Origin of the sequence: Streptomyces bathyalis (genome assembly GCF_015910445.1) — a bacterium.
Classification (GTDB): Bacteria; Actinomycetota; Actinomycetes; order Streptomycetales; family Streptomycetaceae; genus Streptomyces; species Streptomyces bathyalis.
Map to the genome: position 1 here is coordinate 2,204,762 of NZ_CP048882.1, position 20,992 is coordinate 2,225,753.

General features: G+C 71.6%; 13 protein-coding genes. 7 read left to right on the forward strand and 6 right to left on the reverse strand.

The genetic code is table 11. From position 1 onward, the window contains the following. Positions 1 to 33 precede the first annotated feature (33 nt). Positions 34 to 2,193: a hypothetical protein gene (locus G4Z16_RS09400; protein ID WP_197350403.1), complete on the reverse strand. Its 2,160-nt coding sequence runs from the start codon at positions 2,191 to 2,193 to the stop codon at positions 34 to 36. Positions 2,194 to 2,644: 451 nt separating this feature from the next. Here G4Z16_RS09400 and G4Z16_RS09405 point away from each other — a divergent pair, with 451 nt between their 5' ends. The 6 genes from G4Z16_RS09405 (at position 2,645) to G4Z16_RS09430 (ending at position 9,999) form a co-directional block, all read left to right on the forward strand. After that, entirely contained in the window at positions 2,645 to 3,616 is a 972-nt protein-coding gene (locus tag G4Z16_RS09405) for a cation diffusion facilitator family transporter (protein ID WP_197350404.1), read from the forward strand. A 208-nt stretch (positions 3,617 to 3,824) separates the two neighbouring features. Then, entirely contained in the window at positions 3,825 to 4,181 is a 357-nt protein-coding gene (locus G4Z16_RS09410; protein ID WP_425508154.1) for a hypothetical protein, read from the forward strand. Between the two features lie 222 nt (positions 4,182 to 4,403). Next, complete coding sequence (locus G4Z16_RS09415; RefSeq protein WP_197350405.1) at positions 4,404 to 5,369, forward strand: GNAT family N-acetyltransferase; 966 nt, start codon at positions 4,404 to 4,406, stop codon at positions 5,367 to 5,369. Between the two features lie 370 nt (positions 5,370 to 5,739). Then, the gene (locus G4Z16_RS09420) at positions 5,740 to 6,045 is read left to right on the forward strand and encodes a hypothetical protein (RefSeq protein ID WP_197350406.1); all 306 of its coding nucleotides are present in this window, start codon (positions 5,740 to 5,742) and stop codon (positions 6,043 to 6,045) included. Positions 6,046 to 6,520: 475 nt separating this feature from the next. After that, positions 6,521 to 7,225: a GNAT family N-acetyltransferase gene (locus G4Z16_RS09425; RefSeq protein WP_197350407.1), complete on the forward strand. Its 705-nt coding sequence runs from the start codon at positions 6,521 to 6,523 to the stop codon at positions 7,223 to 7,225. Positions 7,226 to 7,707: 482 nt separating this feature from the next. Beyond that, entirely contained in the window at positions 7,708 to 9,999 is a 2,292-nt protein-coding gene (locus tag G4Z16_RS09430; RefSeq protein WP_197350408.1) for an FdhF/YdeP family oxidoreductase, read from the forward strand. Between the two features lie 78 nt (positions 10,000 to 10,077). On the opposite strand, the gene G4Z16_RS09435 is transcribed toward G4Z16_RS09430, so the two are convergent. Beyond that, positions 10,078 to 10,473: a nitroreductase family deazaflavin-dependent oxidoreductase gene (locus tag G4Z16_RS09435; protein WP_197350409.1), complete on the reverse strand. Its 396-nt coding sequence runs from the start codon at positions 10,471 to 10,473 to the stop codon at positions 10,078 to 10,080. Between the two features lie 278 nt (positions 10,474 to 10,751). Between G4Z16_RS09435 and G4Z16_RS32920 the strand changes: the two genes are divergently transcribed. Then, entirely contained in the window at positions 10,752 to 13,535 is a 2,784-nt protein-coding gene (locus tag G4Z16_RS32920; RefSeq protein WP_197350410.1) for a helix-turn-helix transcriptional regulator, read from the forward strand. Between the two features lie 152 nt (positions 13,536 to 13,687). On the opposite strand, the gene G4Z16_RS09445 is transcribed toward G4Z16_RS32920, so the two are convergent. The 4 genes from G4Z16_RS09445 to G4Z16_RS09460 form a co-directional block, all read right to left on the reverse strand. Beyond that, positions 13,688 to 14,251: a hypothetical protein gene (locus G4Z16_RS09445; RefSeq protein WP_246530756.1), complete on the reverse strand. Its 564-nt coding sequence runs from the start codon at positions 14,249 to 14,251 to the stop codon at positions 13,688 to 13,690. Between the two features lie 297 nt (positions 14,252 to 14,548). After that, positions 14,549 to 16,375 carry a LamG domain-containing protein gene (locus G4Z16_RS09450; RefSeq protein ID WP_197350412.1) on the reverse strand — a complete coding sequence of 609 codons (1,827 nt, stop codon included), beginning with the start codon at positions 16,373 to 16,375 and terminating at the stop codon, positions 14,549 to 14,551. 368 nt (positions 16,376 to 16,743) lie between these two features. Next, positions 16,744 to 19,446, reverse strand: a complete 2,703-nt coding sequence (locus G4Z16_RS09455) for a polynucleotide kinase-phosphatase (RefSeq protein ID WP_197350413.1) — start codon at positions 19,444 to 19,446, stop codon at positions 16,744 to 16,746. Further along, a complete protein-coding gene (locus G4Z16_RS09460) occupies positions 19,443 to 20,948 on the reverse strand; it encodes a 3' terminal RNA ribose 2'-O-methyltransferase Hen1 (protein WP_197350414.1) in 1,506 nt (501 codons plus the stop codon). Before G4Z16_RS09460 ends, G4Z16_RS09455 begins: the two co-directional genes overlap by 4 nt. Positions 20,949 to 20,992 lie beyond the last annotated feature (44 nt).

The following is a 20,992-nucleotide window of genomic DNA, read 5'->3' on the forward strand; positions in this document are numbered from 1 at the left end:
GTGAGTTATCGAAACTGCTCACTCACGCCATTGTCAGAACCCGCCGGCGAAGTCACCCCCGCCACCGGCGAAATCGCCACCGCCGCCACCGAAGTCACCGCCGCCGGAGCCGAAGTCGCCGCCACCGCCGAAGTCACCGCCACCGGAACCAAGGTCAGCACCGCCGCCGCCACCGAAGTCAGCGGGTGCCTCGGGCGCGGGAGCCTCAGGGGCCGGAGCTTCAGGCGCGGGGGCCTCGGGCGCAGGAGCTTCAGGCGCGGGGGCCTCGGGCGCAGGAGCCTCAGGCGCAGGAGCCTCAGGCGCAGGAGCCTCAGGCGCGGGAGCCTCAGGCGCGGGTGCCTCAGGGGCGGGTGCCTCAGGGGCCGGAGCTTCAGGCGCCGGTGCCTCAGGCGCAGGTGCCTCAGGCGCGGGAGCCTCAGGCGCGGGTGCCTCAGGCGTGGGGGTCTCAACTCCGCCAGGGGCCGGGGCAGTCGGCGTACCGGTGCCGTTGTCCGGAGGGACAGGACCGTCGGTCAGACCGGGGGCCTGAGCGCCTGGGGTAGTACCTCGGGTGTTCTGGGAGTCGTCCAACGGAACGTTGGCCGTGGCATCGGCCTCGATCCGCCCCTCCACCTTGAATGCCCTGTCGTCGGCCGGCCCGCCCGTGAGGCCGAAACGGAATGAGGACGGGGACTGGCTTCCGTCACTGGAAGGTTGCGAGGCATCGACGCTGAGCTTGCGCCCACCGAGATCGACTGCCCCGCCGCTGGTGTCGGTGAACTTCACTTCGCCGTCGGGCTTGACGTCCAGGGACACCTTTCTCGAAACCGCGTCTCCACCTGGGGTGTTCACCTGAATCTCTCCGGAACCACCGCCGGAGAATTCTCGGGTCACGGGATTGAAATTGACCCTTGCCTCGCCCTTCAGGTTGGCGGCCGGAGACACGAGCGAGACATCGCCACGGAGGTTGACGCCGGTCGGGGGTGCGGGGAACGAACCGACGAACGACCTGTTGCCGCCGGCACCGACGCCGCCCCCACCAGTGATCGAGAGGATCTTCGAGTTGGCTCCGCCCTGAATGAAGACGAAGGAATTCGTTCCGGTGGGGATCTCGATCCTGCCGCCGACGATGGGCTCGGCCTGCTGTGGTGCCGCTCCCTTCGGCGCCGCGGACGGGGCAGCCGGTGCCGGTGCCGCGACAGGTGCCGAGACCGGGGCGGGTAGCGGCGCCGGTGCTGGAGCCTGTGCGGGGGCCGGTGCTGGTGCTGGGGCCGCCTCCGGGGCCGGAGCCTGGGCCGGGAGCACGTCCGCCTGGCTCGGGCTGGAGGAATCAGCCACACCGAACTGGTCAGCGCCCGGAACCTCGGGCAGACCGAACTGGTCCTGGGCCGGAGCCTTGGGCACGCCGAACTGGTCAGCGCCCGGAGCCCCGTTCACGGGAAGCTGGGAACCCCCCGGGTCGGACTGATCGCCCGAGTTGCCGTCGACCAGCAACTGGGGGTTGAAGTGCAGGTCCTGGGTTTGCGGGTCGAAGATCTGGAACCCGCGGTCCTGGAGCCCCAGGAAGGCAGCCGTGCGGGCGTCCTGGCTGACTCCACGTTCCGGGTTCAGCCGGTCGATCAAGTCCTGCGTGGACATCTCACGTGCTTCGCTGAGCCGCCACTCGGAAGCCACGGCCATGGGCTGGAAGTACAGCCTGTTCGTCGTCGGATCGGAGACGAACGTCCCGCGGTTCCCGAGTTCCTGGGCCGCCGCCCTGCGCTCAGCCGTGCTGTTCCGGCACTCGGGACCCAGCTCCTTGATCAGTTGCTGCGTGGACTTCGCACGTGCGTCGCAGTTCTCCCCGGTCGGTTGTGCCGCAGTCCGCTGTGCCGCAGTCGGTTGTGCCGCTGCCCGTTGCTCTGCAGGCTGCTCCGCCGCACGTTGCGCCGCTGTCTGTGGCGATCCACCCGCCTGCAGGGCCTGAGCAGGCACTCCATGCGGCGCGATGTCCGAAGTCCTGTAGTCCGACGGCTCGCTGTCCTCCGCATACGCGAGGTCGGCACGGGAGTGCTGAGGGCCGGACGCCTGGCTCTTGCCGGCCCCGTCCGTGAGGGCGGCGCTCGCAGCGCCGGCCACGGCCACGCTGGAAACGAGCCCGACAACGGCCTTGCGCACGGCCGTGGGCCCCGTCGCCCCCGGCGACTTGACGCGTCTGTGCTTTCCCTTGGCCATATGCTTTTGTCCTCATCTGCCCGGCCCTCACGCGGAGGGGAACGATGGTCCGCGAAGCCGCCGCACGGCAGGACGCCCGGCTCTCTCACGCCTGGGCCGTCTGAACCCATCCCACCCGCAACAAGCAAAATGTTGGCATGGACGGTTCAAGGGTTCGCGGATTTCTCACCAACCCGCCAAGAAATGCTCGATCCGGAGAGGTGGATCTTTCCTGGCCATCGGCCCGCGCCCGGGCGAACTCCCGAAGGACGGATGCCGGTTCGCGTCGCGGGATCAGGTGCCTCTGCGGGTGAAGGATGGCCGCACCGATGTCCCGAGCCGGGACCGTTCGTGGGCGCCACACATGTCCGGGACGCCCGGGGACGAGGGGTGAAGAGGGTGTGCCCGCAGGGGACACCTGCTGGCGTGTATCGGGACGAAGCAGGGGTAACCGGGGGCCCATGGAGGCCACTTGACTCAGAAGGACTCGGAGCCGAAGAACTCGGACCGTAAGACGCGAATCACCGTCCTCGTGGCGCTCGCGGCCAATCTGGTCATCGTCGTCGCCAAGGCTGTGGGAGGCCTTCTCGCCGGATCCCCCGCCCTGTTGTCGGAGGCCGCGCACTCGGTGGCCGACAGCCTCAACGAAGTGTTCCTGCTGGCTGCCCTGAAGCGCAGCAAGAAACCCGCCGACAAGCAGCACCCGTTCGGCTACGGCAAGGAGCGCTTCTTCTGGTCGCTGCTCGCCGCGGTCGGCATCTTCGTCATGGGCGGCTGCTTCTCCTTCTTCCAGGGATACGAGGCACTGACCAGCACCTCCGAGGAGTCCCACAGCGGTTACGCCGTGGGACTCGTGGTGCTCGCCGTCGCCCTCCTCGCCGAGGCGAGCTCCCTGATCAGGGCGGTCCACCAGGTGCGCAAGGACCCCGGTTCGCAGGGGGTGAAGGACCCGGCGCTGCGTACGGTCGTCGCCGAGGACGGCACGGCTGTCGTCGGTGTCAGCTTCGCCATCGTCGGGATGGCGATGCACATGGCCACCGGGTCGGCGCTGTGGGAAGCGGGCGCCTCCTTCGCCATCGGGGCGCTGCTGATGGTGATCGCGTTCCGCCTCGGGGCGGACACCCGCGCCCAGCTCATCGGCGAGGCCGCCGACCCGAGGACGCGGGAACGGGTGGAGGCCGTGCTGGAGAAGCAGTCCGAGATCCACAACGTGGACATGCTGCTGACGATGCAACTCGGCATGGACTCCACGCTGGTGGCCGCCCGGGTCGACCTGGTTCCCGGCCTGGAGAGCGAACAGCTCGAACTCGTCTCGGAACGCATCAAGGCGTCCATCAAGGAGGCCGTACCGGAGGCGGACCAGATCTTCCTCGACATCACCGAGGCCCCCGTCCCCAAGGGCGCGACCGAGGCCCCGGCGACCAAGACCGCGGCAGGGCAGTAGCCGGCGCCATCGCAAAGCGCCGAGAGATCCCTGAGCGCCCGGGAGGACGCTGAGGAGAGGGCGGGATTCAGCTCAACTGACTCCCGCCCTGTGGCACTTCGCGTTCGTCGCCACGCAACCGCGCGGGAACACCGCCGGGCTCCCGGGTCAGCCGACCGGCTCCAGGCGGACACAGCAGCGACCGTCGCCGGGCCACCAGGCATTCCTGATCCTGCGCACCGGGTTCACGGTGGCGCCGATCCTGTTCGGGCTGGACAAGTTCGCCAACCTGCTCGTGGACTGGCCCGGCTACCTCGCACCGTGGATCAACGGCCTCGTCCCGGGCAGCGCCCAGGCGGCCGTGTACGCGGTGGGCGTCATCGAGATCGTCGCGGGCATCGTCGTCGCCCTCGCCCCGCGCTTCGGGGGCTGGCTGGTGGCGGGCTGGCTCGCGGGCATCATCCTCAATCTGCTGACCCTCCCCGGCTTTTACGACGTCGCGCTGCGCGACTTCGGACTGCTCCTGGGCGCGGTCGCGCTCGCCCGCCTCGCCGAGCGGTACCACGGGGAGCGGCAAGGGGCGTGAGACGTCACAGCGCGCCCTGAACGCCCCGGTCAGCAGGCGCTGTTCGGGAGCTGTGGGAGGACGCCGAACGAGCGAAGAGCCGGACCCCGTTCCGCCGGGTCCGGCTCTTCGCCGTTGCTCGGCACGGATTGCGGGTGAACGGAGGGTGAGTTGAGGGACCGGAGCGGACCATCCGGGAGAAAAGCACTTGCACCGGGACGGCCCGGTCCGGAAGGTGACCGCATGTCCTTCGACGTCCGTCCCGCCGCCCCCGACGACGCGCCTGCCATATGCGCGCTGCTCAACGCAGTCGACGTCGCCGAGGTCGGACGGCCGGAGTCGGACCTCGGCATGGTCGAGTCAGATCTGCTCCATCCCGAGGCCGACCTCGTCCGCAACTCCTGGCTGGCCTTCCGCGACGGCGAGTTGGTCGCCTACGGCCTGCTGTGGGACGAGTCCGGTGCCGAGCGCATCGACGTGGACCACTACGTTCTGCCCGGCCACCAGGACGACGGGGCAAGGCTCATCGAGCTGATGGAGGCGCGGGCCGCCCAACGCGCAGGGGAGAACGGTGCCGAGCGCGCCGTCGTCCATCTCGCACTCAACGTCCGGCCCGCATTCGACACCGCGCTCCTGCGGCGCCGGGGATGGCGGTCCGTACGCCGGTACAACGTCCTGACCCGCCCGCTGTCCACGGCCGCGGACCCCGTGCCGGCGCCGCCGGCCGGGCTGACCCTCCGCGACTGCGTGGACGAGGCCGACCGGCGGCGCGCACACGAACTGGTCGAGGAGACGTTCGCCGAACACTACGACCACCACCCGCGCGGCTACCGGAGCTGGCTGGACGACCTCGGCGCCGGCATGGACTGGTCGCTCGTGTGGATCGCCTCGCAGGAGGGCTCGGGCGACGTGGCGGTGATCGTGAGCCGTGACGACCGCACCGCCATGGGCTGGATCCGCAACCTCGGCGTGCTGGAGAAGGCCCGCGGCCGGGGAATCGCCGGGTATCTGCTGCACCACGCGTTCGGCGTCTACGCGGCACGTGGCCGCGACACGATGGGCCTCGGCGTGGACACCACGAACGCGACGGGGGCCCTGCGGCTCTACCTCGCGCACGGCATGGCGCTCCATTTCGCCGTGGACACCTGGGAGTTGACGCTTCCTGCCGTCGCGCCGGAGCCTCCGGCCGCGAGTGCGCCGAAGCCATGAACACCCGGCGTCCTCGGCCGGGCACAGCACGCACCCCCTCACGACGGGCCCCGAGCCGGCTGCAGTCACCTCCACCTGCGGACGGCGGGGCGCTGTCCACGGAGCGTGTGCACGGATGGCCCGTGGGTGCCTGCCGCGCCGCCTGAAGGCCCCGTGGCCAGTGCGGATGCTCGGCCATGGTCGGTGCCGTGCGGGCAGCCGGACGCGGCGGGGAGCGGGCTGGGACGGCCGTGATCACCCTGTGGCGAGGTGATGATCTTTGACGTTTTCCCCATGAGCCTCATCGGTCACGAAAACAGCTGCGGTCTCACACGGGATCTCGCGGTACCTCTTCGTCGGACCGGGGCATGGGCGCCGTACTCTCGGAAGCATGGTTGATCCTCAGAAGTCCGAGCCCGACGCCCTGTACGAGGACGCGAACCAGGGTGTGGAGGATGCACGCCAGCACGTTCGCGACGCCTCGGCCGGAACGGACACCGCCCGGCTCGAGACAGCACTCGACGAACTGGAAGCCGCGCTCGCCCACCGAGAAGCCGCCCGCCTCCGGCCGCAGGACGACGACTGGCTGCTCACAGCCCTCGGTGCGGCGAACGCGATCGACCCGGAATTCCACGGCGAGACCGCGGTCCGCCCCACCGACACCCCGTCCCTTCCCAACGAGGAGGAACCCGACTGAACGGCACCCTCAGCAGGAGCCACCCGTAGACCCCCATCGCGTTCGGCAGCATTCCCGGGACAGGGAGTGAAGGCACTCCTGACCCGGCTGCTTCCGCCTTTCGCACGCCCTGTGACCAGCGCTGATGCTGGCGGCGGGGCGTTCTTGTGCGTGCGGTGGGATGCGGCCGGACTCCGAGCGGGCGCCGCCGGGCGCGAGCACCGTCGCGGATGTGCAAGGTCGCTGGAGGGCCGTGGCCTCATCGGCTTCAACTCCTGACCGCGGCACGGGCTCGTCGGCCCCTGGGCGGACGGGAGCCGCGGCACCACGCGGCCGGCCTCTGCCGCCGCCCCCTCGACCGGGCATTCGGACGCCTCTCCCGCGAACAGAGGGACCCGAAACCTGAGGGGGCGGACGCGCGGGCAGATTTGTCCAAGTTGAATGACGTACTCCACGTCACTTACGCCGGACGGTGTTCGAGCGCTAGCTTGCCGTCATGACAGCGCGGGCCCCCGCTCCCGTGGCCTTGAACGGCCGGCACGTCGTACTGGAGCCGCTCAGGATCGACCATGTCCCGGACCTCTACTCCGCTCAGCGCGGCGTCGAAACGGACTGGGGCTGGCTACCCGTGCTCGCTCCCCGCTCACAGGCGGAGATGCGATTCATCGTGGAGCAGCGTCTCGCCCAGCAGGCCGCCGGCGGCGCCTTCATCTTCGTGGTCCTGGACGCCCGTACCCGCCGCGCCGCGGGCTGGATCGCGTACCTCAACATCAACGTCATCGATCAGCGGGTGGACATCGGCTGGCACTGGCTCGGGGAATCGCTCTCGGGCACGTACGCCACCGTGGAGATCCATCTGCTGCTGGTGCAGCACGCGTTCCACCTGGGGTTCACCAGGGTCCAGTGGCAGCTCGACGACCTCGACCGTGCGGGCCACGACACGATGCTGCAGATCGGGGCGCTCCGCGAGGGGCTCATGCGCCGGCACCAGAAGAGGCCGGACGGCACATGGCGGGACACCGCCCTGTACGCGCTGCTCTCGCCGAGCCGCGCCGCGCCCATCGGCCAGGCGCAGTTGCCCGCGCCCGCGGCACCCGCTCCCCCGGCTCCGGCGGCGATCTCCTGGCCGACACCGGTGCCTCCCCAGGGCATCCGGCCCCGCGTCGGCACTCCCAACGCGGGCAACCGGTACGGGCCGTGAGGGGAGCGGCGCTGACCGCCCGGTTCGTTCCTCGACGCCTCTGACGCCGCCGCGACTCCCTGCCGCCCCGTCGCCCGGCGCCCCGGCGCGACGGTCCCCCCTGACGTTCCCTGCCCGCCAGGCAGGCCGCCCGGAGCCGTGCGCACTCACATGTCTCTCCCGGCGTGACCTTCCCGGACCGGTCATCGGCCACGAAACCGGGCCGCCGCCGGGCTCCCGAGCGGCATGACCATCAGGAACCGGCCCGCGGATAGACGTGGGCTATCGACTGATCGGCAACGACTCTTTGACAGACCGGAGCAGTCGAACAAGGCTGGTACTGCCGCGGACAGGACCATACGCAGACAAAGCGGCGATACCCGGCCCGTCTCCGCTACGTCTCTTGAAGACGCGGCTGCTCCGGCCGCGCCGGATCGCCTCCCGCAACGCAACGTCAGCGGCGCGGAGTTCGCGGTACGTGCCAGAAGGGGACCGAGCAGACCATGCGCAGCAACGAGGATCCGGACGACGAGCTGTCCGTCACCCCGCCCAAGACCTGGGCGACGGGCGTGCCCGGCGTCACCCACGCCCTTCAGTACTCGCTGGGCCAGACCTCCGTGCGGCGTACGGCGCTGACGCTGCTGAACGTCAACCAGGACAAGGGCATCGACTGCCCGGGGTGTGCCTGGCCGGAGCCCGCGCCGGGGAAGAGGCACCGGAACGAGTACTGCGAGAACGGTGCGAAGCACATCAACGACGAGGCCACCTCGCGTCGCGTCACCGCCGACTTCTTCCGTGAGCACTCCGTCTCCGAGCTGGACGAGAAGTCCGACTACTGGCTCAACCAGCAGGGCCGTCTGACCGAGCCGATGGTCAAGCGCCCCGGGTCGGACCACTACGAGCCCATCGGCTGGGACGAGGCGATCGGCCTGCTCGCCGCCGAGCTGCGTGGCCTCGGCTCCCCGGACGAGGCTCTCTTCTACACCTCCGGACGCGTCAGCAACGAGGCCGCGTTCCTGCTCCAGCTCTTCGCCCGCGCGTACGGGACGAACAACCTGCCGGACTGCTCCAACATGTGCCACGAGTCGAGCGGTTCGGCACTCATGGAGACCCTGGGCACCGGCAAGGGCAGCGTGAGCCTGCAGGACATCCACGACGCCGACCTCGTCTTCGTCGTCGGACAGAATCCGGGCACCAACCACCCGCGGATGCTCTCGGCGCTGGAGGAGACCAAGCGCAACGGCGGCCAGGTCGTCGCCGTGAACCCGCTGCCCGAGGCGGGGCTGATGCGGTTCAAGCACCCGCAGAAGGTGCGCGGCGTCATCGGACGCGGCACGGACATCGCCGATCAGTTCCTCCAGATCCGTCCCGGCGGCGACCTGGCCCTCTTCCAGGCGCTCAACCGGCTGCTGCTGGAGGCGGAGGACGAGGCGCCCGGCGAGGTGCTCGACCACGGATTCATCGACGCCCACAGCACCGGCTTCGGCGAGTACGCGTCGCACGCACGTCAGGTCTGCTGGGACGACGTGCTGAACGCCACCGGCCTCACCCGCGAGGAGATCGAGGCCGTGCACGCACGCGTCCTGGACTCGCGGAAGGTCATCGTGTGCTGGGCGATGGGACTGACGCAGCACAAGCACGGCGTGCCCACGATCCGCGAGATCGTCAACTTCCTGATGCTGCGCGGCAACGTCGGGAAGCCGGGAGCCGGGGTCTGCCCGGTGCGCGGCCACAGCAACGTGCAGGGCGACCGCACCATGGGGATCTGGGAGCGGATGCCGCAGCCCTTCCTGGACGCCCTGGAGCGGGAGTTCGGCTTCACGCCGCCCACGAAGCACGGACTGGACTCGGTCAACGCGATCAGGGCGATGCGGGACGGCCGGGCGCGGCTCTTCGTCGGAGTGGCGGGCAACTTCGTACGGGCGAGTCCGGACAGCGAGGCCACCGAAGAGGCCCTGCGCAGTTGCCGGTTGACGGCGCACATCTCGACGAAGCTGAACCGTTCGCACACGGTGTGCGGGGAGACGGCGCTCATCCTCCCGACGCTGGGCCGCAGCGACAAGGACTTCCAGGCCGGCGGCGAGCAGTTCGTCACGGTCGAGGACTCGATGAGCGAAGTGCACGTCTCCCGCGGCAAGTTGCCGCCGGCCTCGCCGCAACTGCTCAGCGAGGTGTCGATCATCAGCAGGCTGGCGCGCGCCACGCTCGGCGAGGCAACGCCCGTTCCCTGGGAGGAGTTCGAGGCGGACTACAGCACGATCAGGGACCGCATCTCCCGCGTCGTCCCCGGGTTCGAGGACTTCAACGCGAGGGTTGCCGTGCCGGGCGGCTTCGGGCTGCGCAACCCGGTCAACGAGCGCAGGTTCAACACCCCTTGCGGCAAGGCGGTGTTCACCCGCAACGAGTTCACCATGCTCCAGGCCCCGAAGGGGCACCTGCTGCTGCAGACGCTGCGCTCCCATGACCAGTGGAACACCGTCCCGTACGCGATGAACGACCGCTACCGCGGGATTCACAACGCCCGCCGCGTCGTGCTGGTCAACCCGGACGACCTGGAGGAGCTGAACATCGCCGACCGCGCCGAGGTCGACCTGGTCGGCGTCTGGCACGACGGCGTGGAGCGGCGGGCGAAGGGCTTCCGCGTCGTCGCGTATCCCGCGGCACGCGGCTCCGCCGCCTCGTACTACCCGGAGACGAACGTCCTGGTGCCCCTGGACAGCGTCGCGGACATCAGCAACACGCCCACGTCCAAGGGCATCGTGTGCCGCCTGGAGCCTGCCGGGCGGCCTGTGTGAGGAGCGACGCGGGCAGACGCGGCGGGCCGTCCACCTGCCGCCTGCCCGCGGTGGCGGCAGCTCGCGACCGGAGCGGACTCAGCCGTCGAGGTCGACGCGCACGGACAGCAGATTCGTGCCGAAGGCCCGCACCGCGGCGCTGTTGAGTCGCGGCAGGATCCTCAGACGGGCCAGGGCGTCGTCCTCCGGGACGAGGTGTGCGGTGCCCGTGTGCCACCGCCCGTGGATGCGGACGCGGACCCGCGGATCGGCCTTGATGTTGCGGATGTACTGGGACTTCTCGCCGTACTCGGAGACGAGCCAGAACTCGTTCCCCTTGCGGCGCCCGCCGACGGGAGTGCGGCGCGGCAGGCCGGAGCTGCGTCCGGTGGTCTCCAGGAGGACCTGGCCCGGCAGACGGGTCGTGACCGGGTTCCCGACCCTCCGCTGGAAGGCCGTGACCGCCTGGAACTTGAGTTCGTGGTAGCGGGACATCTGGCTGCTGACACTCCTCTCCTCCGGCTCGCCGGCCGTCTCTCCGGCGAGCTGGATCTCCGGCTCGCCGGCCGGGGTGGATTCTCCTCTCCCCTGACGCCGTAGGCCGTACCGGGGCCCGGACTTGGCGGTATCACGGCCGCCAAGTCAGAGCTCTGGTGCATTAGTACGACTACGTGTTACATAGCGGGCACCGGCCATCGGTGGCATGTGCGTCGCTCGCAGGCGGCCCGGTACGGCGAGGAGTTCGTGACGACTGGGCGAGGGAGCGGCCTCTCGTGTGCGAGCAAGCGTGGGAGCGGCAGTTGACGTGCGCGCCGGCCGGCGATCAGGCGCGGCCGGCGCTGGTGCTGGTCGAGGGCTCGGCCGGCACGGGCAAGAGCGAACTGGTGCGGCGGCTGCTGGAGTCGCCGGGCGCGAGGGCGGTGCCGCGGCTGGCCGTCACGTTCGGGCCGTCCGGTGCCGCGGACATCGTCGATCCCGCCGCCTGCGTCTCCCATCCGTCCCTCGAGTCATCGCTCGCCTCGGTGCGGCCCGTGCTGCTGGTCGCGGAGGATCTGCACCACGCGGGCGAGGAGGCTCTCGTGCTGCTGCGCGGCCTGCTGCGTGATCCGCCCGCGCGCCTCATGGCGGTGCTGACCTACCGGCCGGAACAACTGGCGCGGACCGGCCTGCCGTTGGGCCGTGCCGTGGACTACCCCGCCCGGCTCTCCGTGACCCGGTACGTGCCGCCTCCCCTGGAAGAGCAGCAAGTACGCACCCTCGCCGGGGAGTTACTGGGAGCGCAGCGCTGCACCGAGGGCTTCGTCACGCGGCTGCACCAGCGCTCGGCGGGCGTGCCGCAGGTCGTCGTCGATCTCCTGAGCATGCTGCGCGACGCATGCGGCGCCGGCGAGCGGCAGCACTTCACGGCCGGGGACGTGGACGAGGCGGGGGTGCCGGTCCGCCTGAGGGAGCTGGTGCTGGAGCGCCTGGACTCCCTCCCGGAGGCGTGCCGTCCGGTGGTCCGGGCCGCCGCGGTGCTCGGCGAACCGGCGGGCGCAGGGGATCTGGCGACCGTCGCGGGGCTGTGGGGCGACGCCGGGCACGAGGCGCTGGTCGCGGCCCTGGAGACCTCGGTGCTGCGCGAGACGGAGCAGGGACGGTACGGGTTCGCCGTGCCGATGGAGGCCTCGGCCGTTTACGAGGAGCTGCACGGGCCCGTGCGGGAGCGGCTGCACGAGCGCGCGGCGGCGATGCTCGTGGGACGCACGCCGGTCCCCTGGACGGAGGTCGCACACCACTGGCGGGGCGGCGGACGTACGCAGGACTGGCTGCGCGCGGCGGAACAGGTCGCCGCGGCCGGCTCAGAGGGCGACCACGACGGCGCGGTCACCGAGGACGAGGCGCGCTTCGCGCTGCTGGAGCAGGTGCTGGGGGCCCGTGATCTGCCGCCGGACAGAAGGGGCCGGCTGGCCCTGACGCTGGCGCGCGGCGCCATGCTGGGGCCGCGCTCGGAGGGCACGGCGCGAGCGCTGCGCAGGATCGTCGAGGACCCGGCGCTTCCGGCGGCCGCCCGTGGCGAGATACGGCTCGAACTCGGTCTGCTGCTGCACAGCCAGAAGCGCCGTTTCGGCGAGGGGCGGGCGGAACTGCGGCTCGCGGCAGAGGAGTTGAGGGGGCGCCCCGCTCTTGCGGCTCGCGCGTCGGCCGCGCTGGCCAACCCGTTCTTCCCCGGCCCGGCCCTCGATGAGGGCCTCGACTGGCTGCGTCGCGCGGAGGCGGCGGCGGCCGCGTCCGGGGACCGCGCCGCGCGCACGGCTGTCGCGGCCTGCCGGGCGACGGTGCTGATGAACTCCGGTGACCCGGAGGCCTGGCGACTGGTGCAGGAGCTGCCTCGCAACAGCCCGGAGCGCACGGGCCGCCAGCAGGTGGCGCGCGGGCTGTGCAACACGGCCAACGGCGCGGTGTACCTGGGGCATTACCGGCGCGCCGGTGAACTCCTCGCGGAGGGCGTGGAGTTGGCGGTGCGCAGCGGCGCTCCCTTCCTGGAGCGGGTGGGGCGCGGCACGGCGCTCTTCCGCGACTGGCTGACGGGCCGATGGGACGGACTCGCGGAGCGGTGCACCGTGCTCGTCGCCGAGGACGGTGTCGCGAACGACGCCCGCGTGGTGCTGGCCCTGCTGGCACTGGCGAAGGGCGAGTGGGCCGCGGCACAGGACTGGCTGCCGCGCCCCGGTTCGTCCTCCTCGCCCCACCGCGAACACGGCGAGCCGTGGAACCCCTGCGAGCCGGAGCAGGCGTGGGAGTCGTGCGAGGCCCCCGTGGCGGCCACGGCGGCAGGCGCGTGCATACGGCTCCACCTGGCACGGCAGGACGTCGACGCGGCGCAGCGCGCGGCCGGTTCGGCGTGGACCTGGCTGCGGACGAAGGGCGTGTGGGTCTGGGGTGCAGGGCTCGCGCCCTGGGTGGTCGAGGCCCACACCCGTGCGGGCGCGCCGGCCGCCGCCCGGGCGGCGGCCGAGGAGTTCGCGGAGGGCCTGGCCGGACGGGACGCCCCGGCGGCGTCGGCGGCGCTGCTGTGGTGCCGGGCTCTGCTCGCGGAGGCCGCGGGCGAAGCAGAGGAGGCCTTCGGGCGGTTCGAGGAGGCCGCCGCTGCCTACGCCCGGCTGCCGAACCCTTACGCGTCCGCCTTGATGACCGAGAGCGCCGGGCGCTGCGCGTTCGTGCTGGGCAGCGATCCGGAGGCCGCCGCCCGTCGCCTCTCGGCGTGCGTGGAGCGGCTGACGGCTCTCGGCGCCGTGTGGGACGCGGCCCGGGTACGGGCCACGCTGCGCGCGCACGACCCGGCCGCGGCTCGGCGCCGCTCCCCGGGCCGCCCTTCGTACGCGGAGCGGATGTCCCCTCGTGAGGGGGAGGTCGCCGAACTCGCCGCGACCGGCCTGACGAACAGGGAGATCGCCGCGACGCTCCATCTGTCTCCGCGGACCGTGGAGCAGCATGTCGCGCGGGCGATGCGCAAGCTCGGCATCAGTTCACGTCAGGCCCTCGCCGAGCGGGCGGCGTCCGCGGGACGCACCTGAACGCCGTCGCCACGGCCGCCCCGTGCCCGCCGTGGCGACGGACGAGCGGTTGCGGGCAGGTGCGCGTGCATCACGCACCTGCCCGCAACCTTGTCGCGTCACTCACCTGCTCCCGCACGGGCACGGGAGCCGGCGGGTGACGCAGGCACCGGTCAGCACATCGTCGGACGCATCACGTCGTACGGGCTCGCCCAGCTCGCGCATCCAGGGTCGGAGTGCCCGTACCAGTTGTGCCCGAACTCGTGCGCGGCCAGCAGCGCGAAGTCGCTGACGAGGGTGGAGAGCATGATCCTGTCGCCCTGGCCCCAGTTGCAGCCGACGACGTTGCCGCCGCCGCAGCCCTGCACATAGCCGCCGGTGCACTCGACCGGGGTGCCGCTGGAAGACGTCTCCTGGGCGTCGCCCCAGTAGTTGGCGCCCTGGCGTATCGGGCCTTCGAGGCCGCTGCACGACGAGGTGATGTGGTAGCTCCAGGCGGTGAAGCCGGAACGCTCGTCGCGGGGCGCGTCGGGAAGGGCGCTGATGCCCGGGGCCTCGCCGGTCGGGAAGCGGTCGGACAGCGCGGCTTCGCCGGCCGCCTGGGCGGAGACGGACTGTGCGGCGTCCGAACGTGCCGCGTCGCCGATCTCGGCAGCGGTCGCGGAGGTGGGGAACGCGAAGACGAGAGCGAAGACCAGAGCGGCGGCGCCGGTCAGTCTTCGTAGCAGCGTACGCATGGACAATCTCCTCTGTGGGGGGCGGCGTGCACCGCGCCGGCACGGTCCCGTCCGGGGCCGCCGCGAATCCTCGGGCCCGAACCGCGGCCCATACCGATCGCCAGGAACGTACTCACGTATCCGTGAGGCGCCTATACGGGTCCTGCGATATACGGATACGCAAGAAATCCCGGCCGTGGGACCGCGCCTTCCCCCGCCTGCCCGCATACGCGATAAGGCCCCAAGTCCCCGTCGTACAAGGGGACTTGGGGCTCTCGGGGCACACGCAGGGGCGTACGAGGACGCCGGAGGTGCGGGCTACTTCGCCAGGGCTGCCGCCTGGCTGGTGGTGAGCGCCCGCCCGAAGGCCCTCACGTCGTCGACGCTGCCCACCACGCCGCGGAAGCCCTCACCGAACGAGAGCCCCCGGCCGGCGGCGAAATCGCCCTCGGCGGCGAAGTCGCCGTCCTCGTGGTCGGCGACGTCTTCGAGCCTGCCGTCGACGTAGAGCCGGATCTCGCCGTCGTCATCGTCGTAGACGCCCGTCAGATGGGTCCATTCACCGGGCTCGGGCCCGAAGTCGGCGGCTGCCTCGTCGGATTCGGCCTCCTCGGCGTCCTCCTCGTCCTCCTCGGGGATCCGCATCTCCCAGCGGTCCTCGTCCGCGTCGTACTGGAGCATGAAGCCGCTGGCCTCGTCGGAGTCCTGGCTCACCACGACCTGACGGTCCTCGGTGTCGTCCAGTCGCACGCGCGCCGAGACGGAGAAGCTGCTCTCGGTGTCGACGACGGGGCCGTCCGAGACGACGGCCTGCTCACCGCCGAGCTGAGCCGCGCTCCCGACGACCCTCGCCGTGGGTGAGCCCGTGAGGCGCCCGTCGCGCCCGTTCCCCGAAGTGTCGGCCGCCACCCCGCCGTTGACGTCTTCGAAGACCCACTCGAGCAGAGCACCGGCGACGGGCTGCTTGGAGGCGGGCGGCGGTCGCTTGCCGCCCTTGGAGGGCGGCTCGGAGCTGCGGGTCGCCGTCACGGTGGAGGTGGCCGTGGCCGTGGCGGTCGTACGGGCCGGACCGGGCTTCCCCGGTGCCGGCTGCGCGCTCTGGGCGGGATTGGACTCGCTGCTCTGCGGCGCACCGGGACGCAGGTTGCCGGAGAAGGCGAACGCCGCCGCGAGGGAGGCCAGTCCGATGAGGGCGAGGCTCTGCACGACCCGGTTGGCGCGCCGGTTGGCGGCCATCGGGCGGGCCGGGCCCCAGCGTCCGAAGAGGCGCCGCCGCATCCTGCCGGGCGGGTGCGCCAAGTGGACGCCCGACGGGAGGAGTTCGAGAGCGGTGCCGACGGGGGCGTCCTCCTCCGCCCTGATGGCGCCGTACTCCTCGCCTCCCCAGGGCAGAACGGCCTCCGCCAGGAATCCCCCGCAGTCGACACGCATGCGCCCCAGGTCGGCGACGGCCCGGGAACAGGCGGCGCAGCCCTCGAGGTGCGGCGCGAGATCCGCCGCCATGTCGAGGGACTTCTCCTCGGCGTAGGCGAGGACCATCCGGTGGAAGGGACGGCACTCGTCGTCCAGTCCGGCCTGGTGCGTCTGCACGTAGACGTTGTACAGCTCGTTCCGCGCTCGCCTCTCCAGCAGGGAGACGACCTCGGTGTCGGGGCCGAGTATCTCCTCGATGCGCTCGATCTCGTCGTGCTCGACCGTCTTGTGCCACAGAACCGTCTGGCTGTGCTCGGCGATGCCCTCGAAGGCCCGCGCCGCGACGGAGGGAGGCAGGAGGTCCGCCACCTCTCCGGTCTCGGAACCGGCCGGCGGCAGGGGAATGTGCGTCTGGACCCAGGTGGTCAAGTCCGGGTTGAGGATGCTCCGTTGCTCGGTACCGGCCCACGACGCGGCCGTGCGCAGGACGACCGAGAGCGCCATGGGACGGACCGCGCCCGCGGCACCGCCGTCCTCCGGCCGCAGCGCCTGCTTCCACGCCTGGCCGGCGAGGGCGTCGGCCGCCGAGGAGGTGACGACGCACGCCGACGCGAACACCCGGACCGCCTGGAAGTGCCGCTGCTCCAGCTCCCGGAGCGCAGCGGTCGAAGGCTCCCCTCCCGCTCGTACGAGGCGGAGCAGTTCCGCGTCAGACAGGCGCGCGCATTCCATCCGTTCGTTCAATCTCCCCGGCAGTCCCTGGGCCCCGTACGAGTCAACTGCTTCACGCTCGGGTCGACGACGCCCTGACCGTGTCGGTGGCAATGGTCAACATCCAGCTCAGCGGAAGGACACTGAAAAGGCCATAGGCAATATGTACCTAGCCTGGGACCGCTCTTGATGTCGCTGTTCAATCACCCTGCGGGGCGGTCCCGAGTGATGTCCCATAGCCGGATCGGGTGGTTACCGGCGGGTCCGCGTGGACAGGGGTTTGAGTTCCGGCGTGAGGAGCAATGCCCAGTCCGGACCCGGCAGCCGGAGCGGCCGGGCAGCCGGATCCCGGCCCGGCCGCCCGGCCGCCCGCTGTCCGGGCGCCGCGTTCACAGCCGCGGGTCGACGGGCTCCGACTCCAGCGCGAGAACGGCGAACACCGCCTCGTGGACCCGCCACAGGGGCTCGCCCGCCGCCAGCCGCTCCAGCGACTCCAGGCCCAGGGCGTACTCCCGCAGCGCCAGCGACCGCTTGTGCCCCAGCGAACGCGAGCGCAGCCGCGAGAGGTTCTCCGGCCTGCTGTATTCGGGCCCGTAGACGATCCTCAGGTACTCCTGGCCACGGCACTTCACGCCGGGCTGCACCAGGCCCTTCGCGCCACGGACGAACACCTCCAGCGGCTTGACCACCATGCCCTCGCCCCCGGCGGCCGTCGCCTCCAGCCACCACTCGACCGCGGCTGCCTCGCTGGCGGCGTCGCCGGTGTCCACGGTGATGCGCGCGGTGCTCCGCATCAGCTCAGGCCGTCCGGCAGCGGCGGCCGCCGTGCGGTCCGCCTCCACCAGCCGGTCCAGCCAGGCCAGTTGCTCGTCGTGCGGAACCGCAGCGAGCGACCGGCCCTCGGCGGCGAGGATCTGGAAGGGGGCCAGCCGCACACCGTCGAGGCCGTCGACACTCCAGCAGTAGCGGCGGTAGGCGTCCGTGAACGCGGTCGCGCACGCGGCCCGTTGCAGCTGCCGCTCCAGCAGCGCGCCGACGTCCACGCCGCGGTCCGCGGCGCTCCGCAGCGCCGAGAGAACCGGAGGGAAGACCGCGCCCGCCGCGGCCCCGACCGCCGCGTACTGCTTGCGCAGCAGGCCCGACGCCTTCAGCGACCACGGCAGCAGCTCCGCGTCGAACACCAGCCAGTCCGTGGCGAGTTCGTCCCACAGACCGGCACCGCCGACCGCTTCCCGCAGCCTGCCGAGGATCTCCTCGGTGACCGCGGGGTCGTCGAAGAAGGGCCGCCCGGTCCTGGTGTGGACAGCGCCCGTCGTCCCGTCCCCGGCCCCGAAGCGCCGCCGTGCCGCCGCCTCGTCGCGGCACACCACGGCCACGGCGCGGGAGCCCATGTGCTTCTCCTCGCACACCAACCGGGCGACGCCGTCCGCTCGGTAGGCCGCGAACGCCTCGCGCGGATGCTCCAGGAATCCCTCCTCGGACGAGGTGGCGCACGGCGACATCGTCGGCGGCAGATACACGAGCCAGCGCGGATCGACGGCGAACCTGCTCATCACCTCCAGTGCGGCCGCCGAGTTCTCCTCACGAACCGATATCCGGCCGTGGTGCGCCGTCTCGACGATCCGCCGTCCCGCCACGTCGTTCAGGTCAAGCGGCCGCTCCTGCCGGCCGGAGGGCCCAGAAGGCGTCAGTGGACGGACCGGCTCGTACCAGACCCGCTCGGCCGGGACGTCGAGGAGTTCGCGCTCGGGCCAGCGCAGCGCCGTCAGCTTCCCGCCGAAGACGCAACCGGTGTCCAAGCAGAGGGTGTTGTTGACCCACGAGGCGGACGGCACCGGCGTGTGCCCGTAGACGACCGCCGCGCGGCCCCGGTACTCCTCGGCCCACGGGTAGCGCACGGGCAGGCCGTACTCGTCGGTCTCTCCCGTGGTGTCCCCGTACATCGCGAAGGACCGGACCCTGCCCGAGGTGCGGCCGTGGTATTTCTCGATCAGGCCGGCGTGGCACACGACGAGCCCACCGCCGTCGAGCACGTAGTGGCTGACCAGGGAGTCGATGAACGCGGCCACGCGGGCCCCGAACTCCTCGCCCTCGCCCTCCATCTGCTCGACGGTCTCGGCCAGGCCGTGTGTCATCTGCACCTTGCGGCCCTTGAGGAAGCGCCCGAACTTGTTCTCGTGGTTGCCGGGCACGCACAGCGCGTCCCCCGCCTCGACCATGCCCATCACCAGCCGCAGCACGCCGGGGCTGTCGGGGCCCCGGTCCACGAGGTCGCCGACGAACACGGCGGTGCGGCCCTCCGGGTGGCGTGCGCCGGCCGGCCGGCCCTCCTCGTCACGCACGAGTTCGTAGCCGAGCGCCGTCAGCAGCGACTCCAGTTCGGCGCGGCAGCCGTGGACGTCGCCGATGATGTCGAACGGCCCGGTCAGATGACGCAGATCGTTGTACCGCTTCTCGAGCGCGATGCCCGCGGCGTCGGCCTCCTCGGGGCTTCGCAGCACATGGACCCTGCGGAAGCCTTCACGCTGCAACGCCTTCATGGAGCGGCGCAGTTCGCGGCGCTGCCGCGGCAGGACGTGCCGTCCCATGCCGGCGCGGTCGGGACGCCGGGCGTTCCGCTCCGCACACACCTTCTCCGGCATGTCGAGGACGATCGCGACCGGCAGCACGTCGTGCTCGCGTGCCAGCTTCACCAGCTGCTTGCGCGGCTCCGGCTGCACGTTCGTCGCGTCGACGACGGTCAGCCTGCCCGCCGCCAGCCGCTTGCCCGCGATGTGGTGCAGCACGTCGAACGCGTCGGCGGAGGCGCTCTGGTCGTTCTCGTCGTCGGCGACGAGGCCACGGCAGAAGTCGGAGGAGAGCACCTGTGTCGGCAGGAAGTGCCTGCGGGCGAACGTGGACTTGCCCGACCCGGTGACTCCCACGAGGACGACGAGGCAGAGGTCGGGCACGCCGAGGAGGGAGCCGGCACCGGCGGCTCCCTCCTCGGGGGAGCCGGCACCGGGGGCACCGGTGACCGTTCCGGCCGCGGTGTCCACGGCCTTCTCCGTGGTGGCGTCGGTGGTGTCGGTGGCGTCGGTGGCGTCGCTCATCTGCGGCTCTCCTGTGCACGGTCTGCTGTCCCGGTGCCTGTCGCTGCCTCGGTGCCCGTTGCGGCCCCGGTGCTGCGGAACACCGCCATCTGCGTCGGCGGACCCACCTCGGGGTCGTTCTCGCCGACGGGCCGGTACTCGACCCCGTAGCCGAACCGTCCGGCCACCCCGTCCGCCCAGGCGCGGAACTGCTTCCTGTCCCACTCGAACCGGTGGTCCGGGTGGCGTACCTGCCCCGCGGGCAGCGACTCCCAGCGGACGTTGTACTCGACGTTCGGCGTGGTCACGATGACGCAGCCCGGCCTGGCCGTGCCGAACACGGCGTGCTCCAGCGCCGGGAGCCTCGGCGGATCAACGTGCTCCACGACCTCGCTCAGCACCGCCGCGTCGTACCCCTTCAGCCGTGCGTCGCTGTAGGCGAGCGAGCCCTGCATCAGCTTCACGCGGGCCGCCTCCCGCTCCGGCATCCGCTCCAGGCGCAGCCGCCTCGCGGCCTCGTTCAGCGCGCGCACCGAGACGTCCACGCCCACCACCTCGCTGAAGCGGCTCTCCTTCAGCAGCGCCCCGACGAGCTGGCCCTGGCCGCAGCCCAGGTCGAGCACGCGCCGCGCCCCCGTCTCATCCAGGACCGCCAGGATCGCCTCGCGGCGGCGCACCGCGAGCGGCACGGGCCGGTCGTCCGTGTCCGCATCCTCGTCGACCGCGTTGTCCAGCTCCTCGGCCTCGCTGTCGTCCGCCTCGGCGAGCCTGGCCAGTTCGAGCCGTTCCATGGCCTCACGGGTCAGCGCCCGCCGCCGCTTGAGGTAGCGGTTCGCGATCAGCGTCTGCTCGGGGTGCCCCGCCAGCCAGCCCTCGCCCGCGCGCAGCAGCTTGTCGACCTCGTCGGGCGCGATCCAGTAGTGCTTCGCGTCGTCCAGGACGGGCAGCAGCACGTAGAGATGGCGCAGCGCGTCCGAGAGCCGCAGCCGTCCCTCGATCGCGAGGCGCACGTACCGCGATTCGCCCCATTCCGGGAAGTGCGCGTCCAGTTGCAGCGGGTCCGCCTCGACGCTCCACCCCAGCGGTGCCAGCAGCCGCCGCACCAGGTCCGGGCCGCCGTGGGCCGGGAGCACGGGTACCTCCACGCGCAGCGGCAGCTCACGCGCGGGGAGCTCCGGCCTCGCGTCACAGCGGCCCCTCAGAGCGCTGGAGAAGACCGTCCGCAGGGCGACCGCGAGCATCGAGGACGCGGCGTAGGGGCGGTCGTTGACGTACTGCGCCAGCGCCGGGCCGGCGGTGCCGCCGCGGCCCTTGCCCCCGCCGCGCCGCACCAGCGACACAGGGTCCACGTCGAGGAGCAGCGCCGCGGTGCAGCGCTGCTCGGACGCCTCCGGGTAGCAGACGTGGGCGTCGCCGCAGGACGTGGAGAACCGCTGCGCCCGCTCCGGGTGCTTGTGCAGCAGGAACCCCAGGTCGGTGGCCGGGCTCCGGGCATCTCCGGTGATGCTTATCGTCAGGAACACCCGGCCGAGTATCACCGCTCACGGCGCACTCCCCCACTGCTTTT